Annotated in this window: 15 protein-coding genes and 1 tRNA gene; 10 read left to right on the top strand and 6 right to left on the bottom strand. The window is 45.6% G+C overall.

The features are described from left to right. Positions 1-35: 35 nt before the first annotated feature. Together AC5JL3_RS26920 and AC5JL3_RS26915 are read right to left on the bottom strand one after the other, a co-directional pair. Positions 36-1967, bottom strand: a complete 1932-nt coding sequence (locus AC5JL3_RS26920) for an RNA/DNA-binding domain-containing protein (protein ID WP_496077394.1) — start codon at positions 1965-1967, stop codon at positions 36-38. Positions 1968-2093: 126 nt separating this feature from the next. Continuing rightward, positions 2094-3329 carry an LL-diaminopimelate aminotransferase gene (locus AC5JL3_RS26915; protein ID WP_496077393.1) on the bottom strand — a complete coding sequence of 412 codons (1236 nt, stop codon included), beginning with the start codon at positions 3327-3329 and terminating at the stop codon, positions 2094-2096. Positions 3330-3536: 207 nt separating this feature from the next. Between AC5JL3_RS26915 and AC5JL3_RS26910 the strand changes: the two genes are divergently transcribed. Next, positions 3537-4271: an aspartate/glutamate racemase family protein gene (locus AC5JL3_RS26910; protein WP_496077392.1), complete on the top strand. Its 735-nt coding sequence runs from the start codon at positions 3537-3539 to the stop codon at positions 4269-4271. A 227-nt stretch (positions 4272-4498) separates the two neighbouring features. Here AC5JL3_RS26910 and AC5JL3_RS26905 read toward each other — a convergent pair whose 3' ends face one another. Then, positions 4499-5362 carry an Npun_R2479 family HD domain-containing metalloprotein gene (locus AC5JL3_RS26905; RefSeq protein WP_192222633.1) on the bottom strand — a complete coding sequence of 288 codons (864 nt, stop codon included), beginning with the start codon at positions 5360-5362 and terminating at the stop codon, positions 4499-4501. Between the two features lie 513 nt (positions 5363-5875). Between AC5JL3_RS26905 and glnT the strand changes: the two genes are divergently transcribed. Beyond that, a complete protein-coding gene (gene glnT, locus AC5JL3_RS26900) occupies positions 5876-7201 on the top strand; it encodes a type III glutamate--ammonia ligase (protein ID WP_496077391.1) in 1326 nt (441 codons plus the stop codon). 194 nt (positions 7202-7395) lie between these two features. On the opposite strand, the gene AC5JL3_RS26895 is transcribed toward glnT, so the two are convergent. After that, positions 7396-7761, bottom strand: a complete 366-nt coding sequence (locus AC5JL3_RS26895; protein WP_496077390.1) for a hypothetical protein — start codon at positions 7759-7761, stop codon at positions 7396-7398. Between the two features lie 292 nt (positions 7762-8053). Here AC5JL3_RS26895 and ispG point away from each other — a divergent pair, with 292 nt between their 5' ends. The 4 genes from ispG to AC5JL3_RS26875 all read left to right on the top strand — a co-directional run bounded on the left by ispG (position 8054) and on the right by AC5JL3_RS26875 (position 13071). Further along, positions 8054-9271, top strand: coding sequence for a (E)-4-hydroxy-3-methylbut-2-enyl-diphosphate synthase (gene ispG / locus AC5JL3_RS26890; RefSeq protein ID WP_496077389.1), 1218 nt, complete (start codon positions 8054-8056; stop codon positions 9269-9271). A 232-nt stretch (positions 9272-9503) separates the two neighbouring features. Next, a complete protein-coding gene (locus AC5JL3_RS26885; protein WP_496077388.1) occupies positions 9504-10091 on the top strand; it encodes a Uma2 family endonuclease in 588 nt (195 codons plus the stop codon). A gap of 24 nt (positions 10092-10115) precedes the next feature. After that, on the top strand, positions 10116-11408 hold the full coding sequence (locus AC5JL3_RS26880; RefSeq protein ID WP_496077387.1) for an FGGY-family carbohydrate kinase: 1293 nt from the start codon (positions 10116-10118) through the stop codon (positions 11406-11408). A gap of 106 nt (positions 11409-11514) precedes the next feature. Then, complete coding sequence (locus AC5JL3_RS26875; protein ID WP_496077386.1) at positions 11515-13071, top strand: TM0106 family RecB-like putative nuclease; 1557 nt, start codon at positions 11515-11517, stop codon at positions 13069-13071. A 209-nt stretch (positions 13072-13280) separates the two neighbouring features. Here the strand turns inward: AC5JL3_RS26875 and AC5JL3_RS26870 are convergent, their stop codons facing one another. Then, on the bottom strand, positions 13281-14558 hold the full coding sequence (locus AC5JL3_RS26870) for a S41 family peptidase (protein ID WP_496077385.1): 1278 nt from the start codon (positions 14556-14558) through the stop codon (positions 13281-13283). A gap of 199 nt (positions 14559-14757) precedes the next feature. Between AC5JL3_RS26870 and AC5JL3_RS26865 the strand changes: the two genes are divergently transcribed. The 4 genes from AC5JL3_RS26865 (at position 14758) to AC5JL3_RS26850 (ending at position 17821) form a co-directional block, all read left to right on the top strand. Beyond that, positions 14758-15123 (top strand): response regulator, encoded by a 366-nt coding sequence (locus AC5JL3_RS26865; protein WP_496077384.1) that lies wholly within the window; start codon positions 14758-14760, stop codon positions 15121-15123. A gap of 97 nt (positions 15124-15220) precedes the next feature. Continuing rightward, positions 15221-15294, top strand: a tRNA-Asp gene (locus AC5JL3_RS26860). 83 nt (positions 15295-15377) lie between these two features. Continuing rightward, positions 15378-17117 carry a glutamate--tRNA ligase gene (gene gltX / locus AC5JL3_RS26855; RefSeq protein ID WP_496077383.1) on the top strand — a complete coding sequence of 580 codons (1740 nt, stop codon included), beginning with the start codon at positions 15378-15380 and terminating at the stop codon, positions 17115-17117. A gap of 137 nt (positions 17118-17254) precedes the next feature. After that, positions 17255-17821: a hypothetical protein gene (locus AC5JL3_RS26850; protein ID WP_496077382.1), complete on the top strand. Its 567-nt coding sequence runs from the start codon at positions 17255-17257 to the stop codon at positions 17819-17821. A 63-nt stretch (positions 17822-17884) separates the two neighbouring features. On the opposite strand, the gene AC5JL3_RS26845 is transcribed toward AC5JL3_RS26850, so the two are convergent. Further along, positions 17885-18487 carry a Coq4 family protein gene (locus AC5JL3_RS26845; protein WP_496077381.1) on the bottom strand — a complete coding sequence of 201 codons (603 nt, stop codon included), beginning with the start codon at positions 18485-18487 and terminating at the stop codon, positions 17885-17887. Positions 18488-18562 lie beyond the last annotated feature (75 nt).

Here is an 18562-nt window from a genome sequence, read left to right as displayed (position 1 = left end):
GATAACTAGGATGAGTTTACATAGACAGTTTTCTCCTACTTATCAAGAGTGTTCTCTAGGTCAAGTTCTAGTTGAGAGTATATGGGTATATCTATATTATTAGTGTTCTTTGAACCAAGCTTTTGTTGAGAATTCATAGATGTATCGTCTATAGTCTCTTCAGACATTGTAGCTTTGGAAAGAACATCCTCAGAGTATGTTGATATATCGATATCAGTAGTATTGTTTAAACTAAGCATTTGTTGAGAATCCATAGACGTATTGTCCATAGTCTCTTCAGACATTGCAGCTTTGGGAAGAACATAATGTGTACCACGACCGATGCCAGCAGTGCCCATCATTTGTAGAACTCCTCGATGAGCAAGCTTAGTTAGGAGATAGGATGCTTGTCCTAAGGTTATCTTACATAAACGTGCTGCTTCTGCTCGTGTAATGCGTCCATTTTTAGCAATGTATTGCAAAACCATTTGCTCCATTTGTAAAGGCTCAAAGCCTCTACGACGAACATATGCTTCAGGCTTACCCATTTGCCGATACATAGAAGCACTGAGCATATATTCTCGTTGCCGTGATGTCTTCAGCCTTTCTATCAAACCATCTTCCGTTAGTCCTTCAAGCACACGACGAGCCTCATCCTCACCTTTTTGTATTAAACGCCCTGCTTCCGATAGGTTGAGTTCTCGCTCTCGCCTAAGAAGACTGAGCATTAGTAATTCATCAAGACTGAAAGATCTCTGTAGTCGTTTTTCCTCTGACAATATGATTTTTACGAAGTCGAGATCAGATTCTCCACCAGGTAGACGGACAGCGACTATAAGGTTAGTAGTTCCTGAGTAATCCGGAAGTAACCGCCCAGTTCGTAATTGCCCAGAATATATCAGCCCAATTCCTCGCCCAGTGCGCTCTACAAGCCCTAAACGCTTAAAAATATCAGCGAGTAGTGGATTCCTCGGAACAGGGCCAGTATTTAACAAGTTATCTAATCGAAGACCTTCCATCAAACCACCCGGATTCCTTATCACGATTGCATTGTCGTGAGTCTGAACATACACAGCTCCCATTCGGTTGTAATCGCGGTGAGTCAGAGCATTATTCACTGCCTCACGAAAAGCACGTGGATCGTAAGCAGGAACACCTACACGAAATAAATCTATTGTCAGTTCACTCTCTTCATTGCGAAGGCTAAAAGCTTCCATTATCCGTTCAAATACCCGCAATAGCGGCCAACGGTAGAATTCGTTGATAGCAACGTCTTGCCCACGTAACACCTGAAATGCAACTTCGTGAGTAGGAACTTGTTCACGTAAGACTTCTTCTTGACCTACCACAAGCAAACCAGCCAGCGTTGGTACTGCGTTATCTCTCTGCACAAAGCCTAAAGCACGTGCTAGCTCTTGGTCTGACAGATCTATAAGAGATGCATCGCCTCGATATTCATTCAGTAAACGACGTAGACGGACGAACTCAAGAGGATCGAGATCTTCCCACCTTGCATTTGTCATAAGCCGTGCAGTCGTATCACGTTGACCACGATCGGCGTACCAGCTATTTATTTCTGTTGGGTAGAGAGGTCTGCATTGTGGGGAGCCACGTGTATCCAAATGACGAATCAAAGTTCGTCCGTCACTGGTCGATACCATTTGTGGAACGGCTGGTACATCTAATATCGCAACACGTCCTTCAGGGAGATCAACAAATCCTGCCTCTACTACCAGAGGTGGTACTGTGCGATTGGCAACGAGCGCAGCAAGAAGATGAGGGGCAGATCCCAAATGAAGCGGATGTAAACCTGTTACACGTCCGTCATTTTCAACACCAAGGAGCAGCTTGCCACCTTTCGTATTAGCAAGACAAACAACAGCTTCTAATAGATCTTTGTCTTGTAGAGGTCCTCGATCACTCTTGAACTCGACGGTGAGAGTTTCACCACCAGCAATTATTGCTTTGAGAGTCTCTTCGGTGAACATTTTCGTATACTTTGCAGCTTTATGTTAAGTGGTCAGGTAGGGTGGGCATCGCCCACCACAACCTATGAGACTGATAGATTGAGTTTAACGAAGGCAGCAAGAATGGATGCTTGAACCTGATCTGCTCTAAACCTTAAACTTCTCCGTAATCCGCTTCATCGCCTCTTCTACATTTTCCCGACTGTTAAATGCCGAAATTCGGAAGTAGCCTTCACCTGCTGCCCCAAAACCCGAACCGGGGGTTCCTACAACATTTACTGTTTGCAGCAGCTTATCGAAGAAATCCCAACTAGATAGACCATTAGGTGTTTGCACCCAGACATAGGGCGCATTCACGCCGCCGTATACTGATAATCCAGCAGCCGTCAGTTGCTCTCGAATAATCTTGGCATTCTCCATATAGAAGTTAACCAGCGCCTTAGTTTGCGCCTGTCCTTCCTCGGAGTAGACTGCCTCAGTACCGCGTTGAACGATGTAAGACACGCCATTGAACTTGGTGGACTGGCGGCGATTCCACAGTTTCCACAGTTCTACATCGGAACCATCGGCAGCTTTTGCGGTGAGTGTCTTTGGCACAACTGTCAATGCACAACGGGTTCCGGTAAAGCCTGCATTCTTGGAGAACGAGCGAAACTCGATCGCACAATCTCGTGCCCCTTCAATCTCATAGATAGAATGGGGAAGTTCCGGATCGGTGATGAAGGCTTCGTAAGCGGCATCAAAGAAAATGATCGAACTATGCGCTTTGGCATAGTCTACCCACGCCTTTAGGTGTTCCTTGGTAGCAGTTGCGCCCGTTGGGTTGTTGGGGAAGCATAGATAAATCAAATCAACTTTTTGGGAGGGAATCTCTGCGGTGAAGTTGTTCTGGGCAGTAATTGGTAGATACACCAAGCCCTCAAACTCACCCTTATCATTCGCAGCTCCGGTATTCCCCGCCATCACGTTAGTATCTACATACACCGGATAAACAGGATCGGTGACAGCGATGGTGTTGTCGTGCCCAAAGATATCGAGGATGTTACCTGTATCGCACTTCGAGCCGTCGGAGATGAAGATTTCATCAGCCTCAATATTGCACCCTCGCGCCTGGAAATCGTGAGTTGCAATTTTCTCCCGCAACCAAGCATAGCCCTGTTCTGGACCATAGCCTTTAAAGGTAGCGCGATCGCCCATTTCTTCAACAGCCTTGATCATCGCTGTGCGACAGGCTTCTGGTAGCGGTTCTGTGACATCGCCAATACCCAATCGGATAATCTTTGCGTCAGGATTAGCTTCTGCAAAGGTATTCACCCGTCGAGCAATTTCGGGAAACAGGTAACCTGCTTTGAGTTTGAGGTAGTTATCGTTAATGGTTGCCATCTTGAATCGCCATAAATGCAGTAAACAGCTTACTGCCAATTGTCGCGTTTCGAGTTCAAGGTGTTAGGTATTAGGTTGTAGGTTGTAGGTTGTAGCGTACAAGTCAGATTAAGACTTAGAAACGTTAAAGGTTTTGGATTCCTTGTACATTGCCTTCTCGCCCTACCACCTACCACCTACCACCTACAAGAATTGGAGCCTGATCGAGTGAAGATTCTGGTAATCAACCCGAATACTACGGGTTCAATGACAGAGAAAATCGGGGTTGCGGCAAGGGCAGTCGCCAATCCGACGACAGAAATTGTTACGCTGAACCCTAATAAAGGGCCAGTGAGCATTGAAGGTCACTACGATGGTGCGTATGCTGTACCTGGAATGCTGGAACTCGTTCGCCAGGGTGAGGCAGAAGGCTATGATGGCTACGTTATTGCCTGTTTTGATGATACGGGTTTGGATGCAGCACGAGAAGTTGCACGTAGTCCCGTTATTGGTATCTGCGAAGCGGCAATGTACACGGCAGCTATGCTAGGCACGAGTTTTTCTGTCGTTACCACCCTACCGCGCTCGATTGGGATTATTGAGCAGTTAGCCATGAAATACGGAATGGAACGCTTTTGCCGTAAAGTTCGTTCTGCTGAAATTCCCGTCTTGGCATTAGAAGCGGTAGGTTCAGATGCGGCGTGTAGGGTAAGGGATGAAGTGAAAAATGCGATTGCCCAAGATCGTGCCGAGTGCATTCTCCTTGGCTGTGCTGGTATGACTGATTTAGCCCAGTGGCTGAGTTCAGAAACGGGGGTGCCAGTGATTGATGGCGTTGCTGCTGCGGTGAAGCTGGTTGAGGCATTAGTGGGACTTGGTGTCACGACGAGTAAAGTTGGTAGCTACAGCTTTCCTTTACCTAAACCCTATATTGGTGACTTTGCCCAATTCCAGCCTCAGTAAATTGTCATCCAGTCAGTGCGAAAGTTCCTTGAGAGTAAAGCTACCAGAGCGATCATTTTGTAGACTATTTATCTCAAATAGAAAAAACAATACTACGAATGGAAGATCCCCATTAAAAAGGGTGCATAAGTTCAGGAAATACTAAACTTTTGCACCCTTTTCCATAGTGTTAATGGTAGCAGATTAGAAAAACGCGATCGCCTTTTCCACGCACTTATTAGCTACACTCAAGCTACACTTGCTGTCGCTTGCACAGAAGGTTGTTCATGCTCTACCACAAATACATTTGCGTAGAGATTCGCAATGATTTGTTTGCCCTCAAGCGTTAGCTCTAAGTAGCGTAAAGCCTCTTTGATGTAAGGATAAACTCCACCCCAGTAAAACTTGGAATAGTTTTGGCGTAAGTCTCCGGGATTCTGATAACCCAAAGCTTGATTCACCCCTGTTTCTTCAAACTCATAGAACAAGGCGCTAATCTTCTTCAAGTATCGTGGGTCACTCAACTGACCAATTAAATCAGCGGCTCGCACCAAACCAGGAAGCTTAACTTTATCCTGATGGTCTTCATCCTTGGGTACAGGGAAACGAGTGAGTTCAATATTGAGCTTAATTTCGTCGGCATCAATCAGTAGGTTGCCGCCAAAGCGCTCGTCAATAAACAATTTTCCTCGATCGACATGGTAAGGAGTCAGGCTAGCATCCGAAGCACCAGGAGCAAGTTTCACCCTTTCGCTGCCTATACCTGTGGCATATAGCCCTTCACTAATGGAGTCTTGTCGGCAGACTCCTTTAACATATCCAATGTCATGGCAGAGCAAGGAAATAATGCCATGCATCCAGTCTTCGCAGGAAATACCACCTTCACGGATATGCTTGCCTCGCAGAATTTCCTGTCCAACCAAGGTGACTAAAACCGTATGTTCAACATTGTGATAGAGAGCATCGCTATTGGCGATGTTCTCCAACGCCATACTGCCTGCCCAGGCGATAATTTCTGCATAGTTAGATTTCCAGCCTCCGTAGGTGCGACGGTAGCCTTCTTTAATCTGTTGAACAAAGTGATCAATCAGTATCTGTGTGGTGTCAAACATAAGGAGTTCTCTCAACAGCAGTCATCAGGGAATTTGATGTGACAAGGCAGTATGCTAAACGAATGCTCAAACAGATTAGCTTACTGCCAAATAGGGAGTGATGGGGTGGGGGCAGACAGCCCTCATGATGTGCGCTTGCAAATCCCTCAGATATTACACAAAGCAGAAGAACTGGGAGATGCATCACCATAAGAACTGAACTCAGTAGATCTAGTATCAGCGAAAATCTTTGAGAGGATTGTGATGATAGGTTTTAGGCAAAAGTGATTGTTTGCGATCGCGTTTGTGAGATAGCTCACACGCATCAAAGACTACTGATTTCATCGTAAACGTTGGAGTGTTGCGATCGCTCAATTCTAAATTTTCCGCAATGGGAATCGTGAAGGATGGTTACAACCCAAGCCCTGCAAGCCGTTAAGCTTCATACCCGGCTTTACCTGGTATATCTAGATACAAATTTGTCATAACAAGATTTGGTTTACTCGGAGCCAGAGTTCATTTGGAGTATCGGCAGTGACGACCACCCTGACTAGAGGCAAATCGCTAACTGAACTGGCAAAAGAACTGAACTTAAATTTCTTCCTGGTTTCCTACACCGACCTCCTGGGAGGAACCCGCGCTAAATTAGTTCCTGCTGCTAAGATTGCCGCCGTTGAATCAGATGGGGCTTTTTTTGCTGCCTTTGCTTCCAATCTCGGATTAGGGCCTGATGCTAATGATATTGCCGCTATCCCTGACCCAAATTCCTTAACCGTTCTGCCCTGGCAACCGAATGTTGGTTGGGTAGCCAGTGACGTGTATCTTGATGGAGAACCTTTCGCCGCTTCACCGAGAGTAATCTTCAAGCAAGTCCTCAAACAGTGTGAAGAACTGGGTTACTGCTACAAAACTGGAGTGGAAGCGGAATTTCTCCTGCTCAAAAAGAGTGAACAGGGTTATCAAATCGCTGACTCGCTGGATACAGCAGCACGCCCTTGCTACGACCAACTGAACTTGATGCGCCAGTTTGACTTCATCTCTACTATTGTCGGTTACCTGGAGCAACTAGGCTGGGAGCCTTACCAATGCGACCACGAGGATGCTAATGGTCAATTTGAAATCAACTGGACTTACAATAACGCTCTAACAACGGCTGACCGTCATGTGTTTTTTAAATACATGGTCAAAACCTTGGCAGAACAGCGTGGACTCACCGCTACTTTCATGCCTAAGCCCTTTAGTGATTTAACAGGTAATGGCGCTCACCTCCACATGAGCTTGTGGAACGATGGAAGTAATGCTTTTGCTGACGCTACTGATGAAGCAGGGCTTTCTAAATTAGCGTATGAGTTTTTGGGAGGAGTCTTAGCGCATGGACGTGGACTCTCAGCCTTGTGTAATCCAACAATTAACTCCTATCGAAGACTGGGTGCAACAATGACGACTTCTGGCAGCACCTGGAGTCCTCGCTACATCTCCTATGGTGGCAACAATCGCACTCACATGATTCGTATTCCCGAAGGTGGACGCTTTGAGTGTCGTTTGATTGATGGTGCTGCTAACCTTTATCTTGCCCAGGCAGGAATTCTAGCGGCTGGATTGGAAGGTATGGAAAAACATCTAGAACCGGGTAAGCGGTTAGATGAAAATATGTTTGTGCGAGGGACGGAATTTCCTGACTTACAAACCCTGCCGACAAGTCTTTTAGAAGCACTGCAATCTTTAGAGCAAGATGCTTTATTGATGTCCACTTTAGGAGAACAGGGAGCAAGAACTTTCCTCGACTTTAAGTATCAAGAGTGGAATGCTCATAACGCTCAAGTTACCTCTTGGGAATTGGAGCAATACATTAACTGCTAAAAACTAACCATCCATCAATGTACTAGTAATAAACATATAGCGAGTCTCATGTGGATGAGGTACAGACTTCGGGAATTGGGAATTGGGAATAGACAAGAAAATTAGATGTACTTCACTGAAATGAGAATTGCTATAAAAGCCCTCTGCCTTTTGCCTTTTGCTATATATCGAATCCTCTGAAATCTACTTCTTTGTCACTGTAATTGCTTTTTATGGTTAGGACAAAGATGGTAAAGACTAGAGACTGATACGGCGGCTTGATATTCCGTCATGTCTTGGTTATGCGGGTTCCCTTCAACTACTCGATTTTTTAATATTTGATGATTCAATTCGTCTATGTCCCAGCCAGCATCTAAGCCTTCACAAACTGCAACTCCATCGACAATTTTTTCTGCATCAGTCAGGGTGTGTTGGTACTGATTGCTGTTCTCTATAAGGGAATTCAAACTTTCTAGATAATCTAGTCCTGCTTGGGGGATCGGTTCTGCTTGTACTGAAAGTGGAGCATTGGTGATGGCAATAGTTATCAAAGTAGCGGCAATATAGGTAGTTATCCGCATAGCAGTTCTATTCTCTTGACTACAGCTTCTCTAGACTGGCTCAGAGTGTCGCCTAGTTTCCATAAAGGGATGGGAAAGAAGCGCCAAGCAATGTGAAGATTTTGCGATCGCAAAATCTTTTCAAGGGAGAGTAAGTACTTTTGTAACAAGTTTAAAGAGCGATCGCACAAGATTTACCCTAGCCCAAATTCAGCTTTCTCCCTCCTTAACCCAAACTCGACCTCGCTATGGCACTCTGAGAGAATAGAGAAAAATACCTGATATTCTCGCTACAGTAATCTGCCAACAGTTTATGCAAACCCTTCCGACTCCGCAAACTGCACCTACCCAACCAGGAGTAGATACCACTATCCGCCGACGCAAAACCCGTCCTGTTCAAGTTGGCAGCGTCACCATTGGTGGTGGCTACCCTGTGGTAGTGCAGTCGATGATTAATGAAGACACATTAGATATAGATGGTTCTGTTGCTGCGATTCGCCGTTTACATGAGATTGGTTGTGAAATTGTCCGCGTCACTGTACCAAGTATCGGACACGCGAAAGCTTTAGCAGAAATCAAGCAGAAACTTGCTGCTACCTATCAACCCGTGCCACTGGTTGCCGATGTGCATCACAATGGCATGAAGATTGCGCTGGAAGTGGCTAAGCACGTTGATAAAGTGCGGATTAATCCAGGGTTATATGTGTTTGAGAAGCCAAAAAGCGATCGCACTGAATATACCCAAGCTGAATTTGATGAAATTGGCGAAAAAATTCGCGAAACCCTGGAACCTCTAGTCGTTTCCCTACGTGATCAGGGTAAAGCGATGCGTATCGGCGTTAACCATGGTTCTTTAGCAGAACGGATGCTGTTTAGCTACGGCGACACTCCAGAAGGTATGGTGGAATCGGCATTGGAATTCATTCGCATCTGTGAATCCCTCAACTTCCGCAACTTGGTCATTTCCATGAAAGCCTCACGAGTCCCTGTGATGCTAGCCGCCTATCGCTTGATGGCAAAACGTATGGATGAACTAGGTATGGATTACCCCTTACACTTGGGTGTAACCGAAGCGGGTGATGGTGAATACGGACGGATTAAGTCTACTGCCGGGATTGCCACACTGCTAGCGGATGGCATCGGTGACACGATTCGGGTATCCCTGACTGAGGCACCGGAAAAAGAGATTCCTGTCTGCTATAGCATTTTGCAAGCGCTGGGGTTGCGGAAGACGATGGTGGAGTATGTCGCCTGTCCTTCCTGCGGTCGTACCTTGTTTAACTTAGAAGATGTGCTGCACGAAGTCCGGGAAGCTACCAAGCACCTTACAGGTTTAGATATCGCCGTTATGGGTTGCATTGTTAATGGCCCTGGTGAGATGGCAGACGCTGACTATGGCTATGTTGGTAAGCAACCTGGTTTTATCTCTCTTTATCGCGGCAGGGAAGAAATTAAAAAAGTTCCAGAAACCCAAGGTGTTGAGGAACTAATTAATTTAATTAAAGCCGATGGTCGTTGGGTCGATCCGTAGTCGTTGAAAGATTGTTCACCCATTGCAGAAGTACTGAGACTAAAGTCTAGTGCTATACAAACTAAGCCTGCTCTTGTCAGTCCTTTTTCGCAACCCATAAACTTTGTAGAGACGTTCCGGAGGAACGTCTCTACGACTACTGATAGCTGAAGGCTTTCTGCTATAAACCTGATAGTAGACTTTGAAGTAAGCGATAAGGTTCAGTAAAAGACCTAAAGAAGAATAGACAGTAATGGTAACGTCTAAATCTATATCTAAAAATTTACAAATTTTTTCTCTAGAAGATTGGATGGAAAATCCTCCCTCTGGCACTGAATGGGTGGATGGAAAACTGGTTGATAAACATTCAATGGATTGGGTGGATGAGGAAGTTGTTGAAAAAAGCAGGATGACGCTCAAGCACAGTCGAATTCAAGGAAATCTATACTTTTACTGGAGAAGTTATAAGGATTCTAGTGGACAAGGAGGGGAAGTATATACAGAAGCACCTTGCCGCACAAATAAGCAGGGACTTTCTCCTGACGTTGCTTATCTCATCCCAGAACTAGTTACACAATATGGTGATGCTAAGGTGCTACCACAGAGTTTTCCGTTGAGTGCTGAAATAGTTTCACCTACGGATTTTGCTGAAGATGTTATTGCTAAAGCTCAAGAATATTTGCACTCTGGCGGGGAAGAAGTCTGGCTAGTATTTCCTGAAAATCGTTGGATTATTGTCAATACTCAAAGTCAGCGACTTATATTTACATCTGGTGAAGTTGTTAGTACTCAAATTATATTACTGGGTTTCAGTGTTACCGTTGATGACTTGTTAGCTTAAGGATTCGTGAAAGTGTAACTAGCAATGAACCTCTACCTTGGCATTGATTTTGGTACTTCTGGCACACGCGCTGTAATTATTGATGCCGCAGGTGTCATTCAAGCTGAAGCTAAATATTCTTTTGAATTGGTATTAGGTAGCACGGAAGCCTTAACCTCTACAGCAATTGTATGGAAGCAAGCTTTATTTACCTTAATTGGGCAAATTCCTCTGCAAATACGAAAGGAAATAAAAGCGATCGCCTTTGATGGAACTTCCTCCACTGTGGTGCTATGTGATGCAACAGGACAACCCATTACTGAACCCCTAATGTACAACGATGGGCGAGGGGTAGAAGTAATGGAAATGGTAAAAGCGATCGCACCCCCAAACCATACAGTCCTAAGCGCCACTTCCAGCCTTGCAAAACTTCTCTGGTTAACTCAAAATTCAAAATTCAAAATTCAAAATTCTTATTTTCTACATCAGGCGGATTGGCTAGCTTTTCTCTTGCATGGTCAACTCGGTATCAGTGACTATCACAATGCTCTGAAGCTAGGTTACGATGTAGAGAATTTATGTTACCCAGATTGGCTAAAAAATCTGCAAATCTCAATACATTTACCTAAAATTGTTGCTCCTGGTACGCCCATTGCTAACGTATTACCTGAAATTGCAAACCAGTTAGGTTTACCAAGAGACTGCATAGTCTGTGCTGGGACAACAGATAGTATTGCCGCATTTCTTGCGAGTGGAGCAATGTCTCCGGGTGAAGCAGTGACTTCCCTCGGTTCTACCTTGGTACTAAAGTTGTTGAGCCATACTCGTGTAGATGATGCCCAATATGGAATTTATAGCCATCGTTTAGGAGATTTATGGCTAGTTGGGGGTGCTTCAAATACAGGTGGAGCAGTACTTAGGCACTTTTTCAGTGATGCCGAATTAGAAAGCCTCAGTTGTAAAATTCCAGTTGAGAAAGAGAGTCCATTAGAGTATTATCCCTTGCTAAAAGAAGGCGATCGCTTTCCGATCAATGACCCTCACCTCCCACCGAATCTAAAACCACGCCCTGCTGACTCAGTAGAATTCCTGCATGGCTTACTTGAGAGTATCGCCCGAATCGAAGCACGGGGATATCAGTTACTACAACAGCTAGGTGCAACTCAACTCACTCATGTCTACACGGCTGGTGGTGGGGCAAAAAACCCTAGTTGGAGGGCAATTCGTGCGCGGCAGATTGGAGTACCTATCCTCTCACCTAATCAAACAGCCGCCGCCTATGGTACAGCGCTATTGGCACAAGGATATAGGTTAGGCGATATCAAGCCATGTACGTAGCAGACTAGGTTTCTACAAGGTACAACGGAAGATATGCATTACCTATTTCTAGATTGTTTTTGATGAAACAGTTTTATCATCCAAAAATCGTTGTCGGGAATGCCAGTTGCTGTCAGCCGTTGAGCAAGCTGACTTCTCCTGGCTTGAAGCTATGTTGGTAACAGACGATTTACTCCTATACTACAAACGCTGTCGGCGTCGGGCGTTTCTAGACATTTATGGAGACTTTAGCCAGCAAGACAAAGAGCAAGACTTTATTCTTAAACTACGACAGGATAGCTTTGCTCATCGACAGGCAGTTTTGGCGATCGCACCTCATACCTCACCCAAGTATCCTCACAGAGATTGGGAAGCTGGAGCAAAGGCAACGTTGGAATTGATGCAGCAGGGAGTTGAGCGGATTTCTCAAGCTGTACTGCTGATGCAAACGGCTGATGGTATTACGCTGCTGAGTCGTCCTGATTTATTAGTTAAACAGCCAGGGGAGTCTATTTTTGGGGATTGGATGTATGTTCCCACTAGCATTAAGCTAGGGCGGCGTCCCAAGCCAGAATATCAAATTGTTGCCGCTTTTAGCGCCCAACTTCTAGCTACTGTCCAGCGTGCAATACCGAGAACCGCACACTTGATTTTGCGTCGCCACGATTCCTTTACAGTCCAACTAGAACGCTGGCTACCATTGATGCAAGAGGTTCTCACCGAATGCCTTGAAACTCTGTTACAGGAAGAAGCGCCAGAAGTGTTTATTTCCCGACAACGGTGTAGTCTTTGCCACTGGTATAGCAGTTGTTATGCGATCGCTCAATCTCAAAAACACATCTCCCTCTTACCAGGAGTAACACCCAGCCGTTACCGGGATTTACAAGCGCTTGGAGTCACCACAGTAGAATCTTTAGCTGAAACCACCATTAGCACCCTAGAACCCGCCGTAGGAAGTGAAATTGCCTCGGATTTAGTGCTGCAAGCTCAATCTACAGTCCAAAAGCGAGCGCTTCTCCGTGAGAGACACTACCCAATCTTAGGAGATGTAGGAAACACCAACGCCGCAACAGCCAAGTCTTTCATCAATATCAACAGCTTACCGACAGCCTCCGTTGAGCTTTATTTTGATATTGAAGCTGAGCCAGATTTGCAACTTGACTACTTGCTAGGTGTCTTAGTAATCGACAGGCGTAACCAAACCGAGGTATTCCATCCCCTACTAGCAGAACACCCAAGCGATGAAGCTTCTATTTGGCAACAATTTCTAGATTTAGTTTGGCTCTACCCGAATGCTCCAATCTTCCATTTTTCTGACTATGAGGTAGAAACCGTGAAGCGTTTAGCTAAGCTCTACGGTACTCCCTTTCAGGAAATAAGACCCCTACTTCCCCGATTTGTGGATGTGCATCAGCGTGTGATGAGTGCTGTAACACTGCCTGTAGAGAGCTATTCTCTGAAACACTTGGCTCGATGGCTAGGCTTTGAGTGGCGTGATGCAGGAGTGACAGGCTCTCAATGTGTCTGTTTGTATGATAAGTGGTTAAAAACAGGCGATCGCTCTTTACTTGATCTCATCCAACGCTACAACGAAGACGACTGCCGCGCTACTTATCACCTCAAAAACTGGTTGGTTAATTTCTTACAAGACACCATAGGCGATGCACACCATGAAGAAATCTGAAAATAGATTTTACGCTACTAGTAATTGTAAGTAGGGTGCGTCATAACGCACCCTACCTGCACGGATTAACGAAAAATCAAAGTTTTTGAAACCTGCGTGGTGCGCTAGCAAGAGCGCAAGCGCTTTCTTGCAGGTGCGTGTTTATATAGCTGCGGTTTCAACCGCAAAGCCTAGCTTAAGAGTTGACCACCAATGAAAGCTTTGCGTCCCTATTGCTTCACGGCTTCTAGGACTGTCTCTATCGCCCGCTCTTTCTGTGGATCTGCTCCCTGAGCATATTCTGGAGAAAATGGAACAACGATATCGGGTATAACGCCGTTCCCTTCTAAACGTTGGTTCCCGCCAACATATACATCGGCAACGGCGACATATAGTAAGCTGCCATCTTGCATCAGAAAAGGACGACCAGCAACCACCGCCCCAGCCGTTTTTTCCCCAACTACGGAACCAATCCCGAACTCTTGAAAGCCATACGCTAGAAGCTCCTTGGCACTCCTACTACCTTCATTCACCAACATGACCACTGGCTTATTCCACTGAGAATGATAAGTATTTCGCGTGCCGTTGCGCGGAATATTGGTCACTGAAAGATCTTTAGCTGTGTAGATGTTAAGAGCAGTTTGAGGCGCACCACCCCAACCATGTCTTAAATCCAAAACAAACCCATCTACATCTTTAAGACGACCATAAAGTAATTCTTCCTCAAGCTGCTGCTGATATTGGTCGCCTGCATAAGACCAGATGTGAACGTAGCCAATTTTCTTACCTTCCCGTTCAATCACCTGAGTACTCGCTTGCATTGCATCCAGGAACATGGTGGTTGCATCCAGCATCGTCGGCGTAACAGCGATTTCTTGTTGAGTGCTGGGATTAGCTGAGCGTTGAATCTTTAGTGTGACACTTTGACCTGCTTTCTCGGCAAAAGACTGGATTGGCTGGAAGGGGCTTCCTTCAACGCTGAGTAATTGATCTCCCACTTGCAGCCCTGCTTTATCTGCCGGACTTCCATCGAGAACGGCGCTAACAAAGGTTTTGCCGTTGATGTCTTTAGTAAAGATGCCAATGCCACTATATTCAATCTTGCTTGTAGGGAAAAATTTCTTTAGCTGCTGCCGGAAGTCAGGACTCCTAGGTGCAAAAATCCCTAAAACTTGATAGTAGGCTGGCTCATTGCGGGTGTAGAAGTAGGTGTGAGAAGTCTTTAACTCAGAGAGCATTTGATTAATCACAGCCACAACGTCTTCGCTGGATTGGGCTTGCATGACTTGAAGCTTATACTTCTCGCCCATTGCTCTCCAATCTACGCCGTTAAAGTTTGGGTCGTAAAAGTTATCGTTCACGGTTTCCCAAACTTCCTCAAAAATTGCTGCCTTCGGCTCTGTAGTTGGAAATACTGGCGAAATAACCCAGCAAAGGAGCATAACCAAGACGGAGAGCAAGCTAACTATAGCTAAGCGGCTATCCTTCGTCAGTCCAAATTCTTTCATACAAATCTCCTTGCTTTTTCTTCTTTCGCCTTCTTAAAAAACTTGCCCTTGAAAGACGCCCCTCCCCATTCCCCTCTCCTGCTCGATTCGCTCCAAAGGAAGAGTAAGACAAAACTAAAGTTCCATCCACTGATTGACGCTAATTTCAACCGTAAGAAATGTAATTAAAGCCAATAAGACACTTTTATGTTAAATAGTTATGGCTACAGTTCTGGTCGTGGAAGATAGTCCTACACAACGAGAGATGATTTCAGGTCTGCTTAAAGCAAATGGGCTGAATGTTAGTTTTGCCGGTGATGGTGTCGAAGCTCTCCAACAAGTTCAGGGGAAATGTCCAGATTTAGTCGTTCTAGATATCATCCTACCGAGAATGAATGGCTACGAGGTCTGCCGTCGGCTCAAATCTGATAAGAGAACACAGAACTCACCTGTAGTTATATGTACCAATAAGAGCGAACGATTTGACCTCTACTGGGCAATCAAGCAAGGTGCCGATGCCTACATTGCCAAACCTTTTTACCCCCAAGAGCTAGTCGAAACGGTAAAGTATCTCTTACGAGGATGAGGGGTAATCGTCTTGTCTCAGGTCAACGAAAAAATTATTGGAAAACCTGCTTGACAAATCTCCTCAAGCTTGGAATACTGGTAAAGGCTTGAAAATTGGGACTGTAGTTCAATTGGTTAGAGCACCGCCCTGTCACGGCGGAAGTTGCGGGTTCGAGCCCCGTCAGTCCCGTAGAAAGTAGCTCCTAGGCAACCAGCTATCCCCAAAAGTGGTAGCTTAAATAACTAGTAACCAACTCAAAAGAGATTTATCTCGTGACTGTTAGAGTCCGTATTGCCCCCAGTCCAACTGGAAACTTACATATCGGTACGGCAAGAACAGCCGTCTTTAACTGGCTATATGCCCGTCACCACGGCGGTCAGTTTATTCTGCGTATTGAAGATACAGACACAACGCGATCGCGTCCTGAATATACCCAAAATATCCTTGATGGTCTCGCCTGGTTGGGACTGAACTGGGACGAGGGCCCTACGTTCCAATCCAAACGCCTTGACCTGTATCGTCAAGCGACTCAAACACTTCTGGATAAAGGACTAGCTTATCGTAGCTACGACACAGAAGCTGAACTAGAGGAAATGCGGGCAGCCCAAAAAGCGAGAAAAGAAGCACCCCGCTATGATAATCGGCATCGTAACCTGACATCGGAGCAACGTGCAGCTTTTGAAGCCGAAGGTCGGAAGTCAGTCATTCGCTTCATTATTGATGATGACCGGGAGATTGTCTGGAACGACTTAGTGCGCGGAAAAGTCACATGGAAAGGCAGTGACCTTGGGGGTGATATGGTGATTGCCCGCTCTGAGAAGCAGGAACCAGACCCCCCAAGTGACGATATCTTCTTTTTCTTGAGGAAAAAGCCTATTGTTACCTTCGTCCTCATTATTTTAGCGGCAGTTATTCTTGGCAAGTTGCTGCTGAATGTGTTCGGTGCAATCAATGATATTCCTTTACTACCGACTATTTTTAAGTCAGTAGGACTCGGCTACACAATCTGGTTTGTTTCCCAATCCTTACTTTTTGCGGATAAACGCCATGAGTTGTCCAAGAAGATTGAAGTTATCAAGAAACAGATTATTGGCACAGATCCATCACCACCGTCCTCTGTTATTGGTCAGCCACTATACAATCTTGCCGTAGTAGTAGATGACATTGATATGCAGATTACTCATGTCATCCGAGGCGAAGACCACATCGCGAATACAGCGAAACAAATTTTGCTCTACGAAGCGCTAGGGGCAGCAGTACCGGAGTTTGCCCATACACCCTTAATCCTGAACGAAAAGGGACAGAAACTCTCGAAGCGTGATGGCGTGACTTCGATCTCTGACTTCAAGGAAATGGGCTTCAAACCGGAAGCATTAGTCAATTACATGACGTTGCTGGGTTGGTCGCCACCGGACTCAACGCAGGAAATTTTTACTCTGGAAGAAGCGGCGCATCAGTTTAGCTTTGAGCGGGTTAACAAAGCAGGGGCAAAGTTTGACTGGGCAAAGCTGGACTGGTTGAACGGTCAATACCTCCATGCGATGCCAGCCCCTCAGCTAGTGGAGTTATTGATTCCCTACTGGCAGAAGGCTGGTTTTGAATTTGATCCAGTAAGCGATCGCGCATGGTTAGAACAGTTGGCAGCGGTAATTGGACCAAGTTTGGCTCGCTTGCCAGAAGCGGTAGAGATGTCGAGGATGCTCTTTACTGAGTCAGTTGAGTTTAGCGAAGAAGCTGCTGCTCAGATGAAAAAAGAGGGTGCTAGTGAAGTTGTTCAAGCGATCCTTGATACTCTTGATAATTATCCTGAACTCAGTTCAGAGCAAGCTCAGGAGATTATTAAAACAGTCACCAAAGAGAAAAATGTCAAGAAAGGATTAGTGATGCGATCGCTTCGTGCTGGTCTTACAGGCGATGTTAATGGGCCCGATCTCGTTGAATCTTGGGTACTTCTCCACCAGCAAGGGATCGACAAAACCCGCCTGCAAAAGGCACTATCTTTGGCGGCATGAATAATCGATGAACACCTTCACGATTGAATAAAAGGCTGTTCGGAACACTATCGACAACTATCCCGTCACTGCTACGATTAGAGCCGTTCATATTCAATATCAACGCGCCGTTCATAGCCACTAAAATACACAAACCAGTGAAACAGCAGCGAGGGAAAAATTTCGTCGGTATGTCTAGTTGGGTAACCTCAATCAACCTTGCCGCCTACTTTGCTAATCTGACTGCAATACTAGCTGGTGGGCTATTCATCGGAGCCTTAGCTCAAGCCCTACCAGCCCAGTCGCAGCAAATCTTCGAGAACGTTAGACTGGGACCAAAATTTTCCCCAGACCCTGTAGTAATCAGGGGTATCAGCGGTGGCGCTGTTCCAGCAAGAAATATTGCTGGTCGTGCCCAGACACCCACTGGCCCCTGCATGGGTTTTGTGGATCAAGCGCCTGACCATACAGTGGTTTTGACAACGTTTTTTAACTATCTAAGCCTGCAAGTAAACAGTCCAGAGGACACAACTCTTTTGATTAGTGGCCCTGGTGGTAGTTGGTGTAATGATGATTATCAAGGTAAAAACCCAGGTGTAGCAGGTCAGTGGCTAGCTGGCACTTATCGAGTTTGGGTGGGTTCTTACGACACCAACAACTACCACCCCTATATCATTAGAATCACTGAAGCGCCGTTACTCAATCCTGGACCCTATCGACGGTAAGTAAATTGGCTATAGAGTGAGGAAACGGGTTGCAGGGGAAGCAGGGAGAGTAGTTCCGGCAGCTTACGTCAGCCCTAGCATCGCTTTGACTTCACTCAGAGGTCGTTGCCAATAATCCTCAAAGCGAAATCCCAGAAGAAATTCGGCTTTCTTTCCCAGTTCTTGCCCTTTATGAAGGTTGGCAAAAATCTCCTTGATTTGAGAGGGAGCCACAACTGGATAAAGTACCTTCGCTAAGCTTAAGCTAATTTTTAGAGATGAACTGTAGTTTTGCTCAGCAGCAAAAGCAAGAACTCCAATTTCCCCAGCATAGCTCGTGTCAAATCCCAGCAAAACATGAAAAATATCATGGGTGACGGCATATCTCAGGGCAAAGACATTGCGTGTAGCAATCTCCTCTAGTTCAGGACTCACATTAAAGGGTTTTAGATGATTCACCTTCATGTGATGAGCGTATTCCCAGCCAAAGCTACCCTTAGGGTAGTGGCTTAATTCCTCTAAATCGATTGGTGGGTGGTATCCGACAAGCGGTTGCAGTTTAGACGCTATTTCTGGATTGACTCTTGCACCAAAAGCATCAGCTTTAAGAATTGCGAAATCTCCAAGGTTATTAGATGTTTTGAGAGCCTGACGTGCCTGTACGAGTTGTTTAAATTTAATTGCCATTGCTGTACCTCCCTTCAAAGTTAAGTTGGACAATTTGACTTAACTAAAAGTCGCGAGACTTGCAACTAGTTCTTG

The sequence above is a fragment of the Symplocastrum torsivum genome (assembly GCF_059505465.1).
This window is presented reverse-complemented; position numbering and strand designations above follow the sequence as displayed.